General features: G+C 72.7%; 16 protein-coding genes and 1 pseudogene. 7 read left to right on the top strand and 10 right to left on the bottom strand.

Going from position 1 to position 20,334, the window contains the following annotated elements; translation table 11 throughout:
- Positions 1–909: a DUF3558 family protein gene (locus AB0L29_RS26970; RefSeq protein WP_365830374.1), complete on the top strand. Its 909-nt coding sequence runs from the start codon at positions 1–3 to the stop codon at positions 907–909.
- A gap of 128 nt (positions 910–1,037) precedes the next feature.
- On the top strand, positions 1,038–2,288 hold the full coding sequence (locus AB0L29_RS26965; RefSeq protein ID WP_365830495.1) for a DUF2637 domain-containing protein: 1,251 nt from the start codon (positions 1,038–1,040) through the stop codon (positions 2,286–2,288).
- 73 nt (positions 2,289–2,361) lie between these two features.
- Here AB0L29_RS26965 and lysS read toward each other — a convergent pair whose 3' ends face one another.
- Positions 2,362–4,116, bottom strand: a complete 1,755-nt coding sequence (gene lysS / locus AB0L29_RS26960; protein WP_365830372.1) for a lysine--tRNA ligase — start codon at positions 4,114–4,116, stop codon at positions 2,362–2,364.
- Between the two features lie 172 nt (positions 4,117–4,288).
- Between lysS and argS the strand changes: the two genes are divergently transcribed.
- Positions 4,289–6,049 carry an arginine--tRNA ligase gene (argS, locus tag AB0L29_RS26955; RefSeq protein ID WP_365830370.1) on the top strand — a complete coding sequence of 587 codons (1,761 nt, stop codon included), beginning with the start codon at positions 4,289–4,291 and terminating at the stop codon, positions 6,047–6,049.
- A gap of 27 nt (positions 6,050–6,076) precedes the next feature.
- Here the strand turns inward: argS and AB0L29_RS26950 are convergent, their stop codons facing one another.
- The 3 genes from AB0L29_RS26950 to AB0L29_RS26940 form a co-directional block, all read right to left on the bottom strand.
- Complete coding sequence (locus AB0L29_RS26950; protein ID WP_365830368.1) at positions 6,077–7,087, bottom strand: polysaccharide deacetylase family protein; 1,011 nt, start codon at positions 7,085–7,087, stop codon at positions 6,077–6,079.
- A 268-nt stretch (positions 7,088–7,355) separates the two neighbouring features.
- A complete protein-coding gene (locus AB0L29_RS26945) occupies positions 7,356–8,183 on the bottom strand; it encodes an arylamine N-acetyltransferase (RefSeq protein ID WP_365830367.1) in 828 nt (275 codons plus the stop codon).
- Positions 8,184–8,417: 234 nt separating this feature from the next.
- Complete coding sequence (locus AB0L29_RS26940; protein ID WP_365830366.1) at positions 8,418–9,830, bottom strand: helix-turn-helix domain-containing protein; 1,413 nt, start codon at positions 9,828–9,830, stop codon at positions 8,418–8,420.
- Positions 9,831–10,057: 227 nt separating this feature from the next.
- On the opposite strand from AB0L29_RS26940, the gene AB0L29_RS26935 reads away from it, so the two are divergent.
- Positions 10,058–10,837, top strand: coding sequence for a DUF4232 domain-containing protein (locus AB0L29_RS26935; RefSeq protein ID WP_365830365.1), 780 nt, complete (start codon positions 10,058–10,060; stop codon positions 10,835–10,837).
- Here the strand turns inward: AB0L29_RS26935 and hemB are convergent.
- The gene (hemB, locus tag AB0L29_RS26930; protein WP_365830364.1) at positions 10,831–11,826 is read right to left on the bottom strand and encodes a porphobilinogen synthase; all 996 of its coding nucleotides are present in this window, start codon (positions 11,824–11,826) and stop codon (positions 10,831–10,833) included. The genes AB0L29_RS26935 and hemB overlap by 7 nt on opposite strands.
- A gap of 345 nt (positions 11,827–12,171) precedes the next feature.
- On the opposite strand from hemB, the pseudogene AB0L29_RS26925 reads away from it, so the two are divergent.
- Positions 12,172–12,363, top strand: a pseudogene (locus tag AB0L29_RS26925) (hypothetical protein); the annotation flags it as partial.
- Positions 12,364–12,401: 38 nt separating this feature from the next.
- On the opposite strand, the gene AB0L29_RS26920 reads toward AB0L29_RS26925, so the two are convergent.
- Positions 12,402–13,337, bottom strand: a complete 936-nt coding sequence (locus tag AB0L29_RS26920) for a helix-turn-helix domain-containing protein (protein ID WP_365830363.1) — start codon at positions 13,335–13,337, stop codon at positions 12,402–12,404.
- A 409-nt stretch (positions 13,338–13,746) separates the two neighbouring features.
- Between AB0L29_RS26920 and AB0L29_RS26915 the strand changes: the two genes are divergently transcribed.
- Together AB0L29_RS26915 and AB0L29_RS26910 are read left to right on the top strand one after the other, a co-directional pair.
- Positions 13,747–14,580, top strand: a complete 834-nt coding sequence (locus tag AB0L29_RS26915) for a helix-turn-helix transcriptional regulator (RefSeq protein WP_365830362.1) — start codon at positions 13,747–13,749, stop codon at positions 14,578–14,580.
- Positions 14,577–14,771 carry a DUF397 domain-containing protein gene (locus AB0L29_RS26910; protein WP_365830361.1) on the top strand — a complete coding sequence of 65 codons (195 nt, stop codon included), beginning with the start codon at positions 14,577–14,579 and terminating at the stop codon, positions 14,769–14,771. Before AB0L29_RS26915 ends, AB0L29_RS26910 begins: the two co-directional genes overlap by 4 nt.
- Positions 14,772–14,992: 221 nt before the next feature.
- On the opposite strand, the gene AB0L29_RS26905 is transcribed toward AB0L29_RS26910, so the two are convergent.
- From AB0L29_RS26905 to AB0L29_RS26890, 4 genes are read right to left on the bottom strand one after another with little or no spacing between them, the layout of a single operon-like run.
- Positions 14,993–16,717 carry a bifunctional uroporphyrinogen-III C-methyltransferase/uroporphyrinogen-III synthase gene (locus AB0L29_RS26905; protein WP_365830360.1) on the bottom strand — a complete coding sequence of 575 codons (1,725 nt, stop codon included), beginning with the start codon at positions 16,715–16,717 and terminating at the stop codon, positions 14,993–14,995.
- Complete coding sequence (gene hemC, locus AB0L29_RS26900; protein ID WP_365830359.1) at positions 16,714–17,724, bottom strand: hydroxymethylbilane synthase; 1,011 nt, start codon at positions 17,722–17,724, stop codon at positions 16,714–16,716. The genes AB0L29_RS26905 and hemC overlap by 4 nt, the downstream gene beginning before the upstream one ends.
- Positions 17,721–19,418 carry a glutamyl-tRNA reductase gene (locus tag AB0L29_RS26895; protein ID WP_365830357.1) on the bottom strand — a complete coding sequence of 566 codons (1,698 nt, stop codon included), beginning with the start codon at positions 19,416–19,418 and terminating at the stop codon, positions 17,721–17,723. Before AB0L29_RS26895 ends, hemC begins: the two co-directional genes overlap by 4 nt.
- Positions 19,415–20,176 carry a redox-sensing transcriptional repressor Rex gene (locus AB0L29_RS26890; RefSeq protein ID WP_365830356.1) on the bottom strand — a complete coding sequence of 254 codons (762 nt, stop codon included), beginning with the start codon at positions 20,174–20,176 and terminating at the stop codon, positions 19,415–19,417. The genes AB0L29_RS26895 and AB0L29_RS26890 overlap by 4 nt, the downstream gene beginning before the upstream one ends.
- Positions 20,177–20,334 lie beyond the last annotated feature (158 nt).

Genomic DNA, 20,334 nt, shown 5'->3' with positions numbered 1-20,334 from the left:
ATGAGTGAAGGAACCATGCAGCGACGAGCCCAGCGAGACCAGCGAGACCAGCGAGACCCGCGAGCGAAGCGCCTCCACCGCGTCCTTGCCTGCGCGGCCGCCGTCCCCGTGATGCTGGTCGCCACCGGCTGCTCCTCGGACTCCGGCTCCGGCGACGGCGGGGACGAGCCCGCGAAGGCCGCCGTGTCGACGTCCGCGAGCCCGTCACCGACGGTGCGGGCGGCGGCGTACGACAGGCTTCCGGAGCCGTGCGACGTGCTGTCGGAGAAAACCCTGGACGACCTCGTCCCGAAGGCCGGCAAGTCCGGCAAGGAGGGCAGGTCGGACGACCTGTCCACGCGCGCCAGCTGCTCCTGGAGCAGCCTCGACAACAACGGGGTGGAGGGCTCGCAGTTCCGCTGGCTGAGCGTGTCGCTGCTGCGGTTCGAGTCCGACGTCACGCGCGGCGCCGGCGACGAACTGGCGCGGGAGTACTACCAGAAGCAGATCCAGGACGCCCGGTCCGCCGAGGGCGCCAAGGGCACCGAGTCCGAGCCGGTCCCGGGCACGGGCGACGAGGCGACGGCCGTGCGCTACGACCTGAAGAAGAAGGAGGGCGCCTTCAAGCAGCAGACGGTCGTGGCACGCGTCGAGAACGTCGTCGTCACCCTCGACTACAACGGCGCGGGCCTGGCCGGCGAGGAGACCCCGGACGCCGACGACCTGATGAAGGCGGCGAAGAAGGCGGCCGAGGAGGCGGTGGCGGCGGTGACGTCCGCGAACGGCGAGGGCGGCACCGGCGGCGGCGCGCCGAGCGGTTCGCCGTCGAAGCCGGCGTCGAAGTCGCCGTCCGCGCCGAAGTCGCCGTCCGGGTCGGCGTCGAAGTCGCCGTCGAAGTCGTCCTCCGGGGCGGCCCTGCAGAGGAGCTGACGGCTCCGGGCACGGGCCCGACCCGGGACCGGCCACCCGTCCTCCCGCACACATGTGCCACCCTGTTGCGCGCAACAACACGCAATGGGAGGGGAGTACGGGTGGCCGCGCCACTGCAGCTGACACGGATGCACCGGGTTCTCATCGGCGTGGTCGTCACCGGTGCCGTCATCATCGCCGGAATCGGCTTCGCGGGGTCCTACGCAGCCGTCCGCGAACTGGCCCTGAAGAAGGGCTTCGGGGACTTCTCCTACGTCTTCCCGATCGGCATCGACGCGGGCATCTGCGTCCTGCTCGCCCTGGACCTGCTGCTGACCTGGATCCGGATCCCCTTCCCGCTGCTGCGCCAGACGGCGTGGCTGCTGACGGCGGCGACCATCGCCTTCAACGGCGCGGCGGCCTGGCCGGACCCGCTGGGCGTCGGCATGCACGCGGTGATCCCGGTGCTGTTCGTGGTCGCGGTCGAGGCGGCCCGGCACGCCATCGGCCGGATCGCCGACATCACGGCGGACAAGCACATGGAGGGCGTCCGCCTCACCCGCTGGCTGCTGTCGCCGATCCCGACGTTCCTGCTGTGGCGGCGCATGAAGCTGTGGGAGCTGCGCTCCTACGACCAGGTCATCAAGCTGGAGCAGGAACGTCTCGTCTACCAGGCGCGGCTGCGCTCCCGCTTCGGCCGCGCCTGGCGCAGGAAAGCCCCGGTGGAGTCCCTGATGCCGCTGAGGCTGGCGCGGTACGGCGTGCCCCTGGCCCAGACGGCTCCGGCGGGGCTGGCGGCGGCGGGCATCGAGCCGGCCCTGATACCGCCGGCGCCGCAGGCGCAGGCCCCCCTGCAGAAGGCGGCGCCCGCCGGCCCGCACCGCCCCGAGCTGGAGCGCACCCCGCGCGCCGGGCACCCCGAGTACCCCGAGCAGCCCGAACCCGCGCCCGAGCCCGAGCCGGACCAGAGCCCCTGGTTCGCCCCCCGCGAGGTCGAGTACCACGGCGGCTACGACCCCAACTACGACCCCGCCGAGCAGTACGCCCAGTGGTACGAGGAGCAGCAGCGGTACGAGCAGTACCAGGCCGAGCGGCAGCAGTACGAGGAACCCCCGGCGCAGGAGCCCGCCCCGGAGGACACCGGCACCTTCCCCGTCCCGGCGGGCCCCGGCCGCACGCGCGAGCTCGGCGAGGGCGGCGGCGCCCCCGAGCCGGACGAGGAGGCGTACTACCAGGTCTTCAAGCAGTCGATCAACGGCAGCTACCCGACCCCGCGCGAGTTCGGCGAGAACGTCGACGCGGAGTTCGGCATCACCCTCCCGCCGGACGAGGCCAAGCGCATGGTCAGCCGCTTCACCAACCGCTACAACGCGGAACTGGAGGAGGACCACATCGCGTGAGCCGCGACGACGAGGAGGCCCCCGTACGCTCCCTGGGTTCCGGGAACGTACGGGGGCCTCTGTCGTGTCCGGGCTACGCCCCGAGCAGCCTGCGCACCCGCTCCTGCCCGACGGCCAGCAGCAGCGTGGGCAGCCGCGGGCCGGTGTCACGGCCCACCAGCAGGTGGTACAGCAGCGCGAAGAAGGACCGCTGGGCGGTCTTGATCTCCGGCGGCAGCTCCTTGGGCGTGGCGTCCGCGGGGAACCCGGCCTGGACCTTGGGCACGCCGTAGACGAGGTGGGTGAGCCCGTCCAGCGACCAGTGCTCGGCCAGCCCGTCGAGCAGCAGCCGGACCGACTCCCGGCCCCGGTCGTCGAGCGACTTCAGCAGCTCGGTGTCGGGCTCCTCGCGCACGATGGTGCGCTGGTCGGCGGGGACGTGCGTGTTGATCCACGCCTCGGCCTTGTCGTAGCGCGGCCGGGCCTCGTCGAGGGAGGCCAGCGGCTGCTCCGGGTCGAGCTCGCTGAGGATGCGCAGCGCCTGGTCCTCGTGGCCGGCGGTGATGTCGGCGACGGAGGCCAGGGTGCGGTACGGCAGCGGCCGCGGCGTCCTCGGCAGCTCGCCGGCGGCGGTGCGCACCGCGCGCGAGTGCGCGGCGAGGTCGGCGGGCAGGGCCGTGCCGTCGGCGACCTTGGCGTCGAGCCGGTCCCACTCGTCGTACAGCCGCTGGATCTCCTGGTCGAAGGCGACCTTGAAGGACTGGTTGGGCTTGCGGCGGGCGTACAGCCAGCGCAGCAGCTGCGGCTCCATGATCTTCAGCGCGTCGGCGGGCGTGGGGACCCCGCCCCTGGACGACGACATCTTGGCCATGCCGGAGATGCCGACGAACGCGTACATGGGCCCGATCGGCTGCTCGCCGCCGAAGATCCCGACGATCTGGCCGCCCACCTGGAAGCTGGAGCCCGGCGAGGAGTGGTCGACACCGCTCGGCTCGAAGATCACGCCCTCGTAGGCCCAGCGCATCGGCCAGTCGACCTTCCAGACCAACTTGCCGCGGTTGAACTCGCTGAGCCGGACCGTCTCGGAGAAGCCGCACGCGGTGCAGGCGTACGTCATCTCGGTGGAGTCGTCGTCGTAGGCGGTGACGGTGGTGAAGTCCTTCTCGCAGTTGCCGCAGTACGGCTTGTACGGGAAGTACCCGGCGGAGCCGGAGCCGTCGTCCTCGGCCGCCGCGCCGGAGCCCTCGGCGGCCTCCAGCTCGGCCTCGTCGACCGGCTTCTGCCCGGCCTGCTGCTTCTTCTGGTCGGCGGGCTTGGGCCTGGTCCGGTACTGGGCGAGGACGGCGTCGATGTCGCCGCGGTGCCTCATGGCGTGCAGGATCTGCTCGCGGTAGGCGCCGGAGGTGTACTGCTCGGTCTGGCTGATCCCGTCGAACTCCACGCCCAGCTCGGCCAGCGAGTCGATCATCGCGGCCTTGAAGTGCTCGGCCCAGTTCGGGTGGGCGGAGCCCTTCGGCGCCGGGACGGAGGTCAGCGGCTTGCCGATGTGCTCCTTCCAGGCCTCCTCGTCGACGCCCGCGATGCCCTTGGGCACCTTGCGGTACCGGTCGTAGTCGTCCCAGGAGATCAGGTGCCGGACCTGGTGGCCGCGGCGCCGGATCTCGTCGGCGACCAGGTGCGGGGTCATGACCTCGCGCAGGTTCCCCAGGTGGATGGGACCGGACGGCGACAGTCCGGACGCGACGACGACCGGTTTGCCCGGGGCCCGACGCTCCGACTCCTCGATGACCTCATCCGCGAAACGGGAGACCCAGTCGGTGGTCTCGGTGCTCTGAGCCACGATCGGCACGTCCTCTTTTTTCCTGGGAGTTTGCTGGAGGTTTCTCCGTGGGCGGCCGGTGCGGCAGCACGGCCGGCCGCTCCATTCTCCCAGACGGCCTCACGGCCGAAAAACCGCTTTACCCCCCATGGGATACTGGGCGTGTCTATCCATCCCCACGAGGAGAACGGCACCCCTACCTATGGCCTCGGTCACGTCCCTCACCGCCTCCGTCCACCAGCGTCTCGCGGACGCCCTCTCGGCGGCCCTGCCGGAGGCCGGCGCCGCGGACCCGCTGCTGCGACGGAGCGACCGGGCCGACTTCCAGGCCAACGGGATCCTGGCGCTCGCCAAGAAGGCCAAGGCCAACCCGCGGGAGCTGGCCGCCCAGGTCGTCTCCCGGGTGGCCACCGGCGACGTGATCGGGGAGATCGAGGTCTCCGGGCCGGGCTTCCTCAACATCACGGTCACCGACCGGGCGATCACCGAGAACCTGGCCGCGCGGTACGCGGACCCCGAGCGCCTGGGCGTGCCGCACGCCGAGCACCCGGGCACCACGGTGATCGACTACGCCCAGCCGAACGTGGCGAAGGAGATGCACGTCGGCCACCTGCGCTCGGCGGTGATCGGCGACTCGGTGGTGCAACTGCTGGAGTTCACCGGCGAGACGGTGGTCCGCCGGCACCACATCGGCGACTGGGGCACCCAGTTCGGCATGCTCATCCAGTACCTGGACGAGCACCCGCACGAGCTGGACCACGGGTCCGGCGAGGTGACCGGCGAGGAGGCGATGTCGAACCTCGACCGCCTCTACAAGGCCGCCCGCAAGCTGTTCGACTCCGACGAGGAGTTCAAGACGCGGGCGCGGCGCCGGGTGGTCGACCTCCAGGCGGGCGACGAGCAGACGCTGGCCATGTGGCAGAAGTTCGTGGACGAGTCGAAGATCTACTTCTTCTCCGTCTTCGAGAAGCTGGACATGGAGATCCGGGACGCGGACATCGTCGGCGAGTCCGGGTACAACGACATGCTCGCCGAGACCTGCCGCCTGCTGGAGGAGTCCGGCGTGGCGGTCCGCTCCGAGGGCGCGCTGTGCGTCTTCTTCGACGACGTCAAGGGCCCGGACGGCAAGCCGGTCCCGCTGATCGTGCAGAAGTCCGACGGCGGCTACGGCTACGCGGCGACCGACCTGTCGGCGATCCGCGACCGGGTGTTCAACCTGAAGGCGGACACGCTGCTGTACGTGGTCGACGCCCGCCAGTCGCTGCACTTCAAGATGGTCTTCGAGACGGCCCGCCGGGCCGGCTGGCTGAACGACGACGTCACGGCGGTGCAGCTCGCCTTCGGCACGGTCCTCGGCAAGGACGGCAAGCCCTTCAAGACGCGTGAGGGCGAGACGGTCCGCCTGGTCGACCTCCTCGACGAGGCGATCGAGCGCGCCTCGGCCGTCGTGCGGGAGAAGGCGCAGGACCTGTCGGAGGAGGAGATCGCCGAGCGGGGTGCCCAGGTGGGCATCGGCGCGGTGAAGTACGCGGACCTGTCGACGTCGGCGAGCCGGGACTACAAGTTCGACCTGGACCAGATGGTCTCGCTGAACGGCGACACGTCCGTCTACCTCCAGTACGCCTACGCCCGTATCCGGTCGATCCTGCGCAAGGCCGGCGACGTCCGCCCGGCAGCCCACCCGGAGCTCGCCCTGCACGAGGCGGAGCGCGCACTGGGCCTGCACCTGGACGCGTTCGCGGAGCTGGTGGCGGAGGCCGCGGCCGAGTACGCCCCGCACAAGCTGGCGGCGTACCTGTACCAGCTGGCGTCGCTGTACACGTCGTTCTACGACAAGTGCCCGGTGCTGAAGGCCGAGACGCCCGCGCAGGTCGCCAACCGCCTGTTCCTGTGCGACCTCACGGCCCGCACGCTGCACCGGGGCATGGCCCTGCTGGGCATCCGGACGCCGGAACGCCTCTGAGGCGCGGAGGCGTTCCGGCCGTCCGGGTCAGCCGGTGGCGCAGGTGACGGTCGGCCAGGTGGTGTTGCCGTTGTGCTGGATGGTGACGCCCCAGGTGCTGCCGCTGCCGTTGGGTTTGGCGACGAGCACCTGGCTGCTGGGATAGCTGACGCTGGCGTTCCAGGTCGACAGCACCTTGGCGGGGGAGGGCACGTTCATCGTCACGGTCCAGTTGCTCGCGCCGCTGACCGAGACGTTGAGGTTGTAGCGGTCGCTCCACTGCTGCCCGGCCGACAGGGTCGCGGTGCAGCCGGTGCCACCCCCGCCACCGCCCCCGCCGCCGCTGCCGTCGGGCGCCACGGCGCGCCCGGTCTGCGGTGAGATCATCCCGGCGCACAGGCCCCGGGCGGCGAGGTTCTGCGCGATGCGCGGGATGGCGGCGAGCGTGTTGGCGGACCAGTCGTGCATGAGGATGACCTGCCCGTTGCCGAGCCGGGACGCGGCCTGCACGATCGCGTCCGTGCCGGCGCCGTTCCAGTCCTGCGAGTCGACGTCCCACAGGACCTCGGTCAGCTCGTACCTGGACGCCACCGAGCGCACCGTCGAGTTGGTCTCGCCGTACGGCGGGCGGAACAGTTTCGGCGTGCCGCCGCCCGCGTTGGCGATGGCCTGCTGGGTCCGCGAGATCTCCGAGTCGATCTGCGCCTGGCTCAGCTGCGTCAGGTGCGGATGGGTGTAGCTGTGGTTGGCGACCCACATCCCGGCGTCGACCTGGGCCTTCACCAGGGACGGGTTGGCGGCTGCGTACTGGCCCTGGTTGAACATGGTGGCCCGCAGGCCGTTCTGCTTCAGCGCGTTGAGCAGGGCCGTCGTGCTGCCGGAGGGCCCGTCGTCGAAGGTGAGTCCGACGTAGCCGTTGCAGGCGGCGGCCGGAGCGGCCTGGGCGGGAGCGGGGCCGGCGGTGAGAGCGCCGGCGGCGGCCAGGGCGATCACCCAGGCTCCGTGGAGCAGCCACCGGGGGCCGCGGGCGCGGCGTGGGGGACGGGCGGGTGTGGTCATGCGCGGGGTTCCTCCTCGTGACGCCGATGGAGTGGAACAACGGCGTCAGTGTTGGCCTGCACATGACGGCAGTCAACAGTTTCGGTGAGTATTTCGAAACGTTCGAGCAACAGAAACCCGCGCCGACGCGATATCAGCACAGCTCAAGCGAGCACAGCACCCGCCCAAACAAATTTCAACACAACGGCCCCCTCTCGCAAGATCAATCAGCGGAGTCGGAATCCTCGAAACTTTCGTTCGCCTTCCGGTCCGCAGGACTGGTACGGACTCACCACAGCGCCACCCCGTCCGGCACGGCCAGCCCGAAGTCCTCCGCCAGGACCCGGCGGACCTCCTCCTCCTTCGTGAGCTTCCGCTCGGTGACCGTGCCGTCGGCGCGGGTCTCGGTGAGCAGGCGGCCGTTGAGCAGCAGGTGGCTGTCGGCGGTGACGCGCTGCACGTAGGGGGAGCGCGTGAACGGGGAGCGCGGGCTCGTGCCGATGTACCAGTTGACGACCTCGTAGTCGGGCTGCTCGAAGGGCTCCACCGTGAAGGCGTACTGCGCCTCCCAGCCGTCCCCGTGGTACGCCTCCAGCACCCACAGCTCCAACGGCCCCCGGTGCGGCGCGTGGACCAGCCGGTGCCGGCGCCCGGCGTCGTGGAACTCCGCTCCGGCCGTCAGCGGCACCGGCTCCAGCAGCGAGCCGATCGCCCCGAAACCGACGTCGGCCAGGTACGGCTGCGGGTCGCCCGGCACCTCGGCCAGCAGCGCCATGTGGGTGCGCGGGCGGCTGTCGAAGCGGTCCGCGCCCACCACCACGCGCGCGGTCAGCCGGGTCACCCCGAAGCCCAGCGCCTCCAGGGCGTGCGCGAAGAGGGTGTTGTGCTCGTAGCAGTAGCCCCCGCGCCGGCCGTGCACCAGCTTGGCCGCCAGGTCGCCCGGGTCGAGGGAGGGGGCCTTACCGCGCAGGGGGTCCAGGTTCTCGAACGGGATCGCCCGGATGTGGGCGAGGTGCACGCCCCGCAGCGTCGCCGCGTCGGCCCGCCGCTCCCCGTCCCATCCGATCCGCCGGAGGTACGCGTCGAGTTCGAACTGCACTGAGACTGAGTCGGACATGACGGCACCGTAGCCAGGCCCCCCGGCCCGCGTCGGCGGCCCACGGCCCGAACGGCTCTGGTCCGTTGGGCCTAGGCCCCCGGTCCCTCCCCCGGCCTGCGCGGTCCCTCCCCGGCCTGCGCGGTCCCTCCCCGGCCTCCTCGGGCGTCCGCGTCACGAGGCACAGCCGCGGCCCGGCCGCCGCCCCGGCTAGGGCCTGTCGTCGAACTCCCGCCTGCCCCGCGACGACAGGCCCTAGGAGCCGTCGGGCGATGCGGCCGGGAGCCACTTCTCGCCGCCGAGGGGGAAGTCGTAGCTCGGACGCCCCTGGTTCCCGCTGGTGCGGAAGGGACGGCCGCCGTCGTCCACCCGGAGCGTGCCGTGCCGGCCGCCGCTGGACCAGCTCAGCTCCAGGTACCAGCTCACGTCGTGGGCGGAGGCGTTCGCCCTGACGTGGTAGACCTCCGGGTCGGACTCGCTCACCTTGAACGGGAAGTCCTCCTGCCCTCCCACGGGCACGACGGCGGGCCGGGCGTCGTCGAGGGCGACGGCGAAGGCCCGGGTGCGCACGTCGCCGCCGCAGCCGACGCCCATGGCGTAGTCGTTCCAGGCGAGCGGCGCGCGCTTGCCGACCGTACGCACCCGCAGGCCGTCGACGACCACCGTCTCCTTCCCCGTCCCCTGCACGGTGATCTCCAGGAACTGCTCCCCCGACGAGACGGCCCCGGCCGCCGTCACCCACGCGGCCGCGTCCTGCTCCAGGGGCGGCGGGCCCACCTCGGCCGGCGGCCGGTCGATCAGGTAGTGCTGGGAGCAGGGGTCCTCCCAGGCGTACGGGGAGGTGCGGACGGCGAGCGGGACGGCGGCACCGGCGTCGGTGCCCCCGGCCGCTCCGCCGCCGGCCGGGTCCTTGCCCGCGGCGGCCGGGGAGGGGGCGGACTCCTTCGCCTCGCGCCCGCCCCCGTCCTTGCCCGGGCGGGTGGGGGACGCGGACGGCGAGGGGGACGCGGACGGCGTGGTGGAAGCGGCCTCGCGGGCCTCTCCGTGGCCGGACGCGGCGCCGGCCCCGGCGGTGGCGCGCCGGCCGCCGCCGTCGTCCGTCCCGCCGGAGGGCAGGTTCACGGCGAGCACGACCGCGCCGAGCACGGCGGCCGCGGCGACCCCCGCGACGAGGGCGGTACGGGCACGACGACGCCGGCGGAAGCCCTCGGGGGCGGCCTGCGCGGGCCCGGCTTCCACGGGCCCGGCTTCCACGGTCCCCGCTTCCGCGGATTCCGCTTCCGGCGGGACCGCCGCCACCTCCGGCTCCGCGACCACCGGTACCGGTCCCGGTGCTGGCGTCGGTCCCGGGACCGACGCCGGGACCGGTCCCGGCGTCTTCCCTTCCACCGCCTCCGGGGAAGCGGCCCCCTTCCGCCCCCGGGCCGCGTCCGCCAGCACCCACCGCCGGTGCAGCTCGACAAGTTCCTCCGGCGCCGCCCTGCACAGCCGCGCCAGCCGCTCCACGGGCGCGTAGTCGGTCGGTACGGCGTCCCCGTTGCAGTACCGGTGCAGCGTCGACGTGCTCATGTGGAGCCGTCGGGCGAGCGTGCCGTAGCTCAGCCCCGAACGCTCCTTCAACTCCCCCAGCAGCGCGGCGAAGTGCGCCGCGGCAGTGCCTTCCGACACCGTTCCTCCAGCCCCCGTGTCCCATTCCCCCGTTCCAGGGGACGGTCGTTTCCCCTGGCCGAAGCCGTGCCGGCGTTCCAGCGTCCCTGATCGTCCGCCGGGTGTGGCGGCCGGGACGGATCGCCGCACAAGCTCTGGTCATCCAAGCACGCCGCCCCCGGCACTCCGGTCGGGCGACTCAGCTTCGGTCTTCTTCCCGACCGCCTTTGTCCGAAAGGGACTTCGTCATGCGTACGTACCGCACCGCCCGCACCGCCGCCGCGACCCGCACCGCCCGCCCCCGCACCGGTCTGCTCGCCGCCACCGGCGTCGCCCTCGCCGCCCTCGCCCTCACGGCGTGCCAGGACGGCACGGGCACGAGGGACGAGGGCGCCCCGCTGCCCGCCGCGGCGACGCCCACCGGCTCCGCCACCCCCGCGGGCTCCGCCACGGACGCCTCCGCCCCGGCCTCCCGGCCCGCGGCGAAGCCCGCGGACGGCTCCGGGGACCGCGCCGCGGGCACCGCCCCCGGCCAGGCCTCGCCGGCGGGCTCGGCCGGCAAGGACAAGGGCGGGGCCTCCGACCCGGACGACCCCGCGAACCGCGTCTCCTGCAACGGCTCCAACACCACCGTCACCGCCCGGCCGGTGCCCCGCCCGCTCAACCACCTGCTGATCACGGTGAAGAACACCGGCTCCAGGGTCTGCGACCTGACGTACTACCCGGTGCTCCGCTTCGACGAGATGCAGTGGGTGCCGCAGGCGTTCGAGGAGTCCCGGCCGCAGGCGGTGACCACCCTCGCGCCCGGCGAGTCCGGCTACGCGGGCGTGCTGCTCTCCTCCGCCGACGGCAGCGGCGAGCACGGCACCACCGCCCGCAAGCTCACGGTCGGCTTCCAGGGCCGCACCCCGAACAGCGACGGCGGCCCCGCCGCGATCCCGTCCCTGCCGGCCGGGGGCGTGTACTACGACAGCACCCTGTCGGTGACGTACTGGCAGTCGAGCCTGGACGACGCGCTGACCTACTGACCGAGCCGGCGGGCCACTTCGGTGGCCCAGTAGGTCAGGATGTTCCGGGCCCCGGCCCGCTTGATGCCGGTCAGGGTCTCCAGGATCGCCCGGTCCCGGTCGATCCAGCCCTTCTCGGCGGCGGCCTCGATCATCGCGTACTCGCCGGAGATCTGGTAGGCGGCGACGGGCACGTCCACCGCGTCCGCGACACGCGCGAGGATGTCCAGGTAGGGGCCGGCCGGCTTGACCATCACCATGTCGGCCCCCTCCTCCAGGTCGAGGGCCAGTTCCCGCAGGGACTCCCGTACGTTGGCGGGGTCCTGCTGGTAGGTCTTCCGGTCGCCCCGCAGCGACGAGGCGACGGCCTCCCGGAACGGCCCGTAGAAGGCGGACGCGTACTTGGCGGTGTAGGCGAGGATCGCCACGTCCTCCCGCCCGATCTGGTCCAGGGCGTCGCGGACGACGCCGATCTGGCCGTCCATCATCCCGCTCGGGCCCACCACGTGGGCACCGGCGTCGGCCTGCACCTGCGCCATCTCGGCGTAGCGCTCCAGGGTGGCGTCGTTGTCGACGCGCCCCTGCTCGTCCAGCACCCCGCAGTGCCCGTGGTCGGTCGTCTCGTCCAGGCACAGGTCGGACATGACGAGCAGGTCGTCACCGACCTCGGCCCGCACGTCCCGGATGGCGACCTGCAGGATCCCGTCCGGGTCGGTGCCCGGCGTCCCGATCGCGTCCTTCTTCGACTCCTCCGGCACGCCGAACAGCATGATCCCGGAGATCCCGGCCGCCACCGCCTCCGCGGCCGCCTTCTTCAGGCTGTCCCGGGTGTGCTGCACGACACCCGGCATCGTCGCGATCGGCACCGGTTCGCCGATGCCCTCGCGCACGAAGGCCGGGAGGATGAGGTCGGCGGGGTGCAGCCTGGTCTCGGCGACCATCCGACGCATGACCGGAGTCGTCCGCAGACGCCGCGGCCGCGTGCCGGGAAAGGATCCGTACGTCGTCATGCCCCCTACGCTACGCCCGGCGCGGGGGCGCCTTTGCCGACGCGGCGTCGGCGCGACCCGGCCCCGCCAGGTGCGCTGTCCGGACGGCGCACCTGGTGCCCGGCGCGCCCGGGATCCACCTTGGAAGGACACCTGGCAGAACCTCTGGCGGAACACCTGGCAGAACCTCTGGGAGAACAAGGACCCCGACAGCCGCGACGCGCGGTACTCATGGACTCGGTCGGCGTCCTGCCCGCCCCACCGGCCGCCGAGGCCGTCGAACGGGCCACCGGGGCCCTGTACGCGGCGATGGCCCCTTACGGCACGGGCCGCACCATGGTCAACATCCACGGCACCCCCGAGCAGATGCGCACCTGGCTCGAGACCGGATACCGCCTCGCCCAGGCCGAGGACGACCGCGTCGCCATCGTCAGGATCATCGCCGACCCCAACAGCAGCGCCGCCCTGCGCGCGGCGGCGGGCGCGGCCCTGGACGACAACACCCCTGAGGCGCTGCGTCACTTCCTCGAGGTCGGCCGGTACGAGGTCGACGGCTAGGAATCCTCGCTCGGACCACCGGGCGGCACCGCGACGGTTCAAGCCGCGCGAAGCGGCTCGCCTGTCGTCGGCGCCTCGGACCGGCAGTCGCGGCAGCGGCCGGGGTGTGCGGCGCGGAACGCGCGTTCGCAGCCGTCGCAGTTCTGGAAGGGCAGCGGGCGGCGAGCGCCTTTGCCGTCCGCCGCGACGGACGGCAAAGGCGCGGGGGCCGCGGGAAGGGGTGGGGGCAGCAGTTCCCTGAGACGGTAGGCGATCAGCCCGGCCGGGTGTCCGAGGTCCGGGGGGAGATCGGCCGTCAGGGCACGGTGGACGACGGCGGCCGTGGCACCGCCGTCGAACCAGGCGGTGACGGCGGGGGCGAGCCGGTTCACGTCCCGGAGGGGGAGGGTGAGGCGCTCGTCGGTACGGCGCAGACCCGCGAGGAGGGCGACGGCCCGCTCGTGGTGCCGATCGCGACGGGCGTCCCGCTCCGGCGGGTCCGGCGGTGCGACGGGGGCGGGCACTTCGGTCCGGCCGTCCTCCTGAGCCGTTTCCCGGCCGTCCGCCCAAGGACGGGAAACGGGATCGCGGTCGCGCGCACGGGCCGTGGCGACGCAGCCGGGCACAGGAGGCTCGGCCGCCTTGCCGGGTGCCGCCCTGCCGGGGGCGTGGTGGGCGTACGTACGCGTGAACAGGCGCCCCGTCTCCGTCCGTTCGCGCACCCGCTCCAGATAGCCGTGCGCCTCCAGCTCCCGCAGGGCGAAGGCGATCCGGTCCCGCCCCTCGGGGAAGCGCTCGGCGAGGCTGCGGATGTCGACCGGGGCGCCCTCCGGCAGCGACAGGATGTGGGTGGCCAGTCCGATGGCGGTCAGCGACAGTTCGCGGTGCTGGGCGAGGTGGTTGCCGACGATCGTGTACCGGTCGGGTTGGTACGCCCGTACGTGGGTGACACCGGAGTGGGTGGCGGTCCGCCGAACACCCTGATTCGGGCGCAAGGCAGCGTTAGGCTTCTTCTCAGCCATGGGGAAGGGCCTTCTTCCTCGATGGTCAGGCCCTCGCACTGGGATTGCCGTCCCGGCGAGGGCCGATGCATGTGTGGGGTTGTGGTGGTGCCTGAGCCGAGACTGCACGCCCGGGCCACCGACGCGCCAGCCGCACCGACCGCTTTCACCCACCCGGGTGACCTACGCGGGGTTTGGTTGGTTGGAAGGGTTTTTTCCCAGGGTTCTTTGGTCTTTTACCGCCCGCGGCCCCGGGCCGCACCCCACCGGTCCACGCGTTTCCGGGCTCCGGCGCGGCGGACCTGCGAGGGGTGATCCGACGATTCCCGTCACCCACGGTGTCCGCTCGTGCGTAGCCTGTGAAAAAGCGGAACGTATGAGGGCCGACGGGAGGGCGAGGGCCGTGAGCGACTGGGACGTGGGACCGGACGACGACGAGGCAGGGGCCGTGCTGCGCACGGTCTCCCGGCAGTTGAAGCTGTGGCGGGAGGCGGCCGGTCTCACCCAGGCCGAGTTCGGCGCGGCCATCGGGTACGGGGAGGACCTGGTCTCCTCCGTGGAGCGGGGGCGGCGCATCCCCCGGCCCGAGTACCTGGACAACGCGGACGAGGTGCTGGGGGCGGGCGGCCGGATCGCGGCGATGAAGACGGACGTGGCGGAGGCCCGGTACCCGAAGAAGGTGCGGGACGTGAAGCGCCTGGAGGTCGACGCGGTACAGATCTGCTCCTACAACAACTCGGTTGTCGACGGCCTCCTCCAGACCGGAGACTACGCGCGGGCCGTCTTCGGCTCTCGACGACCTCCTTTCACGGAGGAGGAGTTGGAGCAGCAACTGGTTGCGAGGCTGGCTCGCCAGGAGATCATCAGCAGCGCAACGGCCAAGCCGCTCTTCAGCTTCGTGCTGTGCGAGGCGACGTTACGGCGGCCGATCGGGGGCAGGATGGCCATGCGCGGGCAGCTTGAACGGCTGGTGGAAGTAGCCCGGTTGCCCAACGTCGACCTGCAAGTCCTTCCTCTCGGCAGTGAGGAGAACTCAGGAATCGACGGCTCGTTCCGACTGCTGAAACTCAAGGACGGAGCAACCGTGGGACTCAGCGAGGCGCCACTCACCAGTCGCGTCTTCTGCCACCCCAAGGAGACCACCGTCCTCGACATGCGCTATGGGATCATCCGGGCGCAAGCTCTCACGCCACGGGAGTCCCTGGCCCTCATCGAGAAACTGCGGGGAGAGACATGAGCCTCAAGCCCAGCCCCGAGCTGGAGTGGATAAAGAGCAGCTACAGCACGGCCGACGGCCCTTCCTGCGTGGAGGTGGCGGCCGTCCCCGACCACGTCCTCGTCCGCGACTCCAAGAACCCCGCCGGCCCCCGCCTCACCCTCGCCCCCACCGCCTGGACGGCCTTCCTGCCGTACGCCTCCGGGAACTGACGGCACGGACACGCGCGGCCCCGCACCGAGCCGACGCGGGGCCGCATGCGCACACCCGCCCGCGCTCCCAGCCCATCCCCACATCGACCGTTGGGTCGGATCACTGATCGGAGGGAGGAGCCGCCGAAGGGTTCTCCGGCACCGCCCCGGCCGAGGCCCGGAAGAAGAGGAACGCGCCCCGTACCGCAGTCCGGGACGCGTTCGTCATGGCCAGAGGCGTCTCACGTCGTCGTGCGCCGACGCCGCCCGCCGGGCCGCCGCTCGCTCGGCCGGGTCACCGGCTCCCCGGCCTCGATCGCCGCGAGCCGCCGCTTCATCCCGAAGTCCGCCAGCGCCTCCGCCAGCTTGTGCACGGACGGCTCGGGCGCCATGACGTCCACCCGCAGCCCGTGCTCCTCGGCGGTCTTGGCCGTGGCGGGCCCGATACAGGCGATCACGGTCACGTTGTGCGGCTTGCCGGCGATGCCCACCAGGTTCCGCACGGTCGAGGACGACGTGAACAGCACGGCGTCGAAGCCGCCGCCCTTGATCGCCTCGCGCGTCTCCGCCGGCGGCGGCGAGGCCCGCACGGTCCGGTAGGCGGTGACGTCGTCGACCTCCCAGCCGAGCTCGATCAGGCCCGCCACCAGCGTCTCGGTGGCGATGTCCGCCCGCGGCAGGAACACCCGGTCGATCGGGTCGAACACCGGGTCGTACGGCGGCCAGTCCTCCAGCAGGCCGGCGGCCGACTGCTCCCCGCTCGGCACCAGGTCGGGCTTCACGCCGAAGGCGATCAGCGCCTTGGCGGTCTGCTCGCCCACCGCCGCGACCTTGATCCCGGCGAACGCCCGCGCGTCGAGCCCGTACTCCTCGAACTTCTCCCGGACGGCCCTGACCGCGTTGACCGAGGTGAAGGCGATCCACTCGTACCGCCCGGTCACCAGCCCCTTGACCGCCCGCTCCATCTGCTGGGGCGTGCGCGGCGGCTCGACGGCGATCGTCGGCACCTCGTGCGGCACGGCCCCGTACGACCGCAGCTGGTCGGAGAGCGACGCCGCCTGCTCCTTCGTACGCGGGACGAGGACCTTCCAGCCGAACAGCGGCTTGTTCTCGAACCACGACAGCTGCTCGCGCTGGGCGGCGGCGAAACGCTCACCGACCACGGCTATCACGGGCCGCCCGCCCTCCGGCGAGGGCAGCACCTTGGCCTGCTTCAGCGTCTGCGCGACGGTGCCGAGCGTGGCGGTCCAGGTGCGCTGCCGGGTGGTCGTGCCGGCGACCGTCACCGTCATCGGCGTGTCGGGCTTGCGGCCCGCGGACACCAGCTCGCCGGCCGCCGCGGCCACCGAGTCGAGCGTCGTCGACACGACGACCGTCGCGTCCGAGGCGCCCACCTCCGTCCAGCACCGGTCCGACGCCGTCCGCGCGTCCACGAACCGCACGTCCGCGCCGTGCGCGTCCCGCAGCGGCACACCGGCGTACGCGGGCACGCCGACGGCGGTCGCGACGCCGGGGACGACCTCGAAGGGCACCCCGGCCGCGGCGCACGCCAGCATCTCGCCGGCGGCGTACGCGTCGAGCCCGGGATCGCCGGAGACCGCACGCACGACCCGCCTGCCGCCCCGCGCGGCCTCCATGACAAGATGTGCGGCATCCCGTACCACGGGGACCGCGGCGGTCTTTGACGTGCCGTCAACGACCGTGAGCTGGGGCGTGCCCGTGCCCGGAGCCGGGTGTGCCGGGACACCCGGGGGATCCGACGGATCCGCGTCCGTGTGCACTTCGGCGACGCCCTGCCGGGCGTGCCTGCGGACGACGTCGAGCACCTCGTGCTCGGCGACGAGGACGTCCGCGTTCGCCAGCGCCTCGACGGCGCGCAGTGTCAGCAGTCCCGGATCTCCGGGTCCGGCACCCAGGAAGGTGACGTGCCCGTGTTCCGGACCGGCGGGAAGGGTGGTGGGGCTCAATGTGCTCGCTCCCCCATCAGACCGGCCGCGCCCGCGGCGAGCATCTCGGTGGCGAGTTCGCGACCGAGCGCCAGCGCCTGGTCGTGCGTCTCGGGCACGGGACCGGTGGTGGACAACTGCACCAGCGTGGTGCCGTCGGTGGTGCCGACGACGCCCCGCAGGCGCATTTCCTTGACAATCTGCCCGTCGGCATGGGGGTCCCCCCGCTCGAACGGAGCCGAGAGTGGGGGAAGGTCGGCCAGCGCGCCCACGGGGGCGCTGCAACCGGCCTCCAGGGCGGCGAGCAGGGACCGCTCGGCGGTCACGGCGGCCCGGGTGAACGGGTCGTCGAGCTCGGCGAGCGCCGCGATCAGCTCCGCGTTGCCCGCGGCGCACTCGATCGCCAGGGCCCCCTGGCCGGGGGCGGGCAGCACCGTGTCGACCGACAGGACGTCGGTCACCTCGTCGCTGCGGCCGATCCGGTTCATCCCGGCGGCGGCGAGCACGACGGCGTCGAGCTCCCCGCTGCGGACGTACCCGATCCGCGTGTCGACGTTCCCCCGGATCGGGACGGTCTCGATGTCCAGCCCGTGGCTGCGCGCGTACGCGTTGAGCTGGGCCATGCGGCGCGGCGAACCGGTGCCGATGCGCGCGACCCCCTGCGGGGAGGAGGCGGCCAGGTCGGTGAGCTTCAGCGCGTCCCGGGCCACGATCACGTCCCGCGGATCCTCGCGCTCCGGCACGGCGGCCACGACGAGTCCCTCGGGCTGCGCGGTCGGCAGGTCCTTCAGCGAGTGCACCGCGAAGTCGACCTCGCCGCCGAGCAGCGCGTCGCGCAGCGCGGTCACGAACACGCCCGTGCCGCCGATCTGCGCGAGGTGCTCGCGGGAGACGTCACCGTAGGTGGTGATCTCCACGAGTTCGACGGGCCGTCCGGTCACCCGGCTCACGGCGTCCGCCACCTGCCCGGACTGGGCCATGGCGAGTTTGCTCCGCCTGGTCCCGAGCCGCAGCGCCTTCGTACTCATGCTGGCCCTCGGTTCTTCTCGGTGCTGTCCCCGGCCCGGGAGACGGCGGCCACCGTCTCGGGGTCGAGGTCGAACAGGGTGCGCAGCGCGTCCGCGTACCCGGCGCCGCCGGGCTCGGCCGCGAGCTGTTTGACCCGTACGGTCGGCGCGTGCAGCAGCTTGTCGACCACGCGCCGCACGGTCTGGGTGATCTCCGCGCGGTGTTTGTCGTCGAGGCCGGGCAGCCGCCCCTCGAGCCGGGCGATCTCCCCGGCCACGACGTCGGCGGCCATGGCGCGCAGGGCGACCACGGTCGGCGTGATGTGCGCGGCCCGCTGGGCCGCCCCGAAGGCCGCGACCTCGTCGGAGACGATACGCCGGACCTGGTCCACATCGGCAGCCATCGGAGCGTCGGCGGAGGCCTCGGCGAGCGATTCGATGTCGACCAGCCGCACCCCGGCGAGCCGGTGCACGGCCGCGTCGATGTCGCGCGGCATCGCCAGGTCGAGGAGGAAGAGCACGGGGGCGGGCCGCGGCGGTCCGGCGACCGGCTCGGGCCGGCGCCGCTCGGGGATCCGGCCGGCGGTCGCGGCGGTCGCGGCGAGCGCGCCGATCAGCTCCGCGTCCGCCCCGGGCGTGCGGCGGCCGGACTCCCGGCGGTCGGCCGTGGCGCCCGCGACCCACGCGGCGTGCTGCTCCAGCGTCGCGGCGTCCATGCCGGCCACGGCCGCCTCCCCCATCACGGAGAAGCCGGGCTGCACGGCGGACAGGTCGAGCGGGCAGCCCTCGTCGGTGCCCGCGGAGGCGGGCGGCGCGGCCGTCCGGCGGGACGCCGCGGCACGGTCGTCCTCGATCCGGACGGCCGGCTCGCCGGTGCGGCCCTGCACCGCCGCCGCGACCGCCTCGGCCGTCAGGACGAGCCCCGTCGCGCCGGTGCAGGAGACGGCGATGTCGACTCGTGTCAGCTCTGCCGGTACCGACTCCATGGGTATCGCGCGGGCCAGCACGTCGGTGTCGTCGCCCTCGGTGAGGATCCGCGCGAGCCGCTCGGCGCGGTCGAGGGTGCGGTTGGCGACGACGATCTCGCCGACCCCGGAGCGCGCGAGCGTGGCGGCCGCCAGGGAGGACATCGAGCCGGCGCCGATGACCAGGGCCTTCCTGCCCCGGATCCACCGCTGCACGTCCGCGCCCTGGGCCAGCTGCTCCAGGCCGAAGGTGACCAGGGACTGCCCGGCCCGGTCGATGCCGGTCTCGGAGTGGGCGCGCTTGCCGACCCTGAGGGCCTGCTGGAACAGGTCGTTCAGCAGCCGCCCGGCGGTGTGCAGCTCCTGCGCCCGGGCCAGGGAGTCCTTGATCTGCCCGAGGATCTGCCCCTCGCCCACGACCATGGAGTCCAGCCCGCAGGCCACCGAGAACAGGTGGTGGACGGCCCGGTCCTCGTAGTGCACGTACAGGTAGGGGGTGAGCTCCTCCAGGCCGACCCCGCTGTGCTGGGCGAGCAGCGTGGACAGCTCGGCGACACCGGCGTGGAACTTGTCCACGTCGGCGTACAGCTCGATGCGGTTGCAGGTGGCCAGCACCGCGGCCTCGGCGGCCGGTTCGGCGGCGACCGTGTCGTGCAGCAGCTTGGTCTGCGCGTCCGCGTTCAGCGAGGCCCGCTCCAGCACGCTGACCGGGGCGCTGCGGTGGCTCAGGCCGACGACGAGGAGGCTCATGCCGGCATCACGGCGGGCATGTCCCCGTCGGGCCCCTGGTCGGCGGCGGCCTCCTTGCGGGCGGCGGCCGGGACGGCCGCCTCGGCGGCGGCCTCCTCGCCGGCCTTGCGCTGCTCGTGGAAGGCGAGGATCTGCAGCTCGATGGAGAGGTCGACCTTGCGCACGTCGACGCCGTCCGGGACGGACAGCACGGTCGGCGCGAAGTTCAGGATGGAGGTGACCCCGGCGGCCACCAGCCGGTCGCAGACCTGCTGGGCGGCACCGGCGGGGGTGGCGATCACACCGATGGACACCCCGTTGTCCTTGATGATCTTCTCCAGGTCGTCGGTGTGCTGCACCGGGATCCCGGCGACCGGCCTGCCGGTGAGCGCGGGATCGGCGTCGATGAGCGCGGCGACCCGGAAGCCGCGGGAGGCGAACCCGCCGTAGTTGGCGAGCGCGGCGCCGAGGTTGCCGATACCGACGATCACGACCGGCCAGTCCTGGGTCAGCCCCAGTTCGCGGGAGATCTGGTAGACGAGATACTCGACGTCGTAGCCGACGCCCCGGGTCCCGTAGGAGCCGAGGTAGGAGAAGTCCTTGCGCAGCTTCGCGGAGTTGACCCCGGCCGCCGCCGCCAGCTCCTCGGACGAGACCGTGGGCACCGAGCGCTCCGAGAGCGTGGTGAGGGCCCGGAGGTACAGCGGAAGGCGGGCGACGGTGGCCTCGGGAATCCCTCGGCTACGGGTCGCCGGTCGGTGTGTTCGGCCAGTTGCCACGATGCTCCTGCGGGTAGAGCGGGGCTGTAGGCGGTCATACGTCCCTACATGACCGCCCCGTCGAATGCAGGCTATGTCTTTGTGAACGCGTGCACAAAGATGGTGTCCGATTTGCCCGGCCAAAGTGATGGGGGTCACGCACCCCCGGCGCGGTTGCG

This window comes from Streptomyces sp. NPDC052701 (assembly GCF_040678355.1).
Classification (GTDB): Bacteria; Actinomycetota; Actinomycetes; order Streptomycetales; family Streptomycetaceae; genus Streptomyces.
The sequence above is the reverse complement of the archived record's forward strand: the minus strand, read 5'-3'. Positions and strand labels throughout refer to the sequence as shown.

What these genes read in the sequence shown, in the direction of transcription:
- AB0L29_RS26970 (WP_365830374.1), top strand. Translation starts at nt 1, where the DNA reads ATGAGTGAAGGAACCATGCAGCGACGAGCCCAGCGAGACCAGCGAGAC.
- AB0L29_RS26965 (WP_365830495.1), top strand. Translation starts at nt 1,038, where the DNA reads ATGCACCGGGTTCTCATCGGCGTGGTCGTCACCGGTGCCGTCATCATC.
- argS (WP_365830370.1), top strand. Translation starts at nt 4,289, where the DNA reads ATGGCCTCGGTCACGTCCCTCACCGCCTCCGTCCACCAGCGTCTCGCG.
- AB0L29_RS26950 (WP_365830368.1), bottom strand. Translation starts at nt 7,087, where the DNA reads ATGACCACACCCGCCCGTCCCCCACGCCGCGCCCGCGGCCCCCGGTGG.
- AB0L29_RS26945 (WP_365830367.1), bottom strand. Translation starts at nt 8,183, where the DNA reads ATGTCCGACTCAGTCTCAGTGCAGTTCGAACTCGACGCGTACCTCCGG.
- AB0L29_RS26935 (WP_365830365.1), top strand. Translation starts at nt 10,058, where the DNA reads ATGCGTACGTACCGCACCGCCCGCACCGCCGCCGCGACCCGCACCGCC.
- hemB (WP_365830364.1), bottom strand. Translation starts at nt 11,826, where the DNA reads ATGACGACGTACGGATCCTTTCCCGGCACGCGGCCGCGGCGTCTGCGG.
- AB0L29_RS26910 (WP_365830361.1), top strand. Translation starts at nt 14,577, where the DNA reads ATGAGCCTCAAGCCCAGCCCCGAGCTGGAGTGGATAAAGAGCAGCTAC.
- hemC (WP_365830359.1), bottom strand. Translation starts at nt 17,724, where the DNA reads ATGAGTACGAAGGCGCTGCGGCTCGGGACCAGGCGGAGCAAACTCGCC.
- AB0L29_RS26895 (WP_365830357.1), bottom strand. Translation starts at nt 19,418, where the DNA reads ATGAGCCTCCTCGTCGTCGGCCTGAGCCACCGCAGCGCCCCGGTCAGC.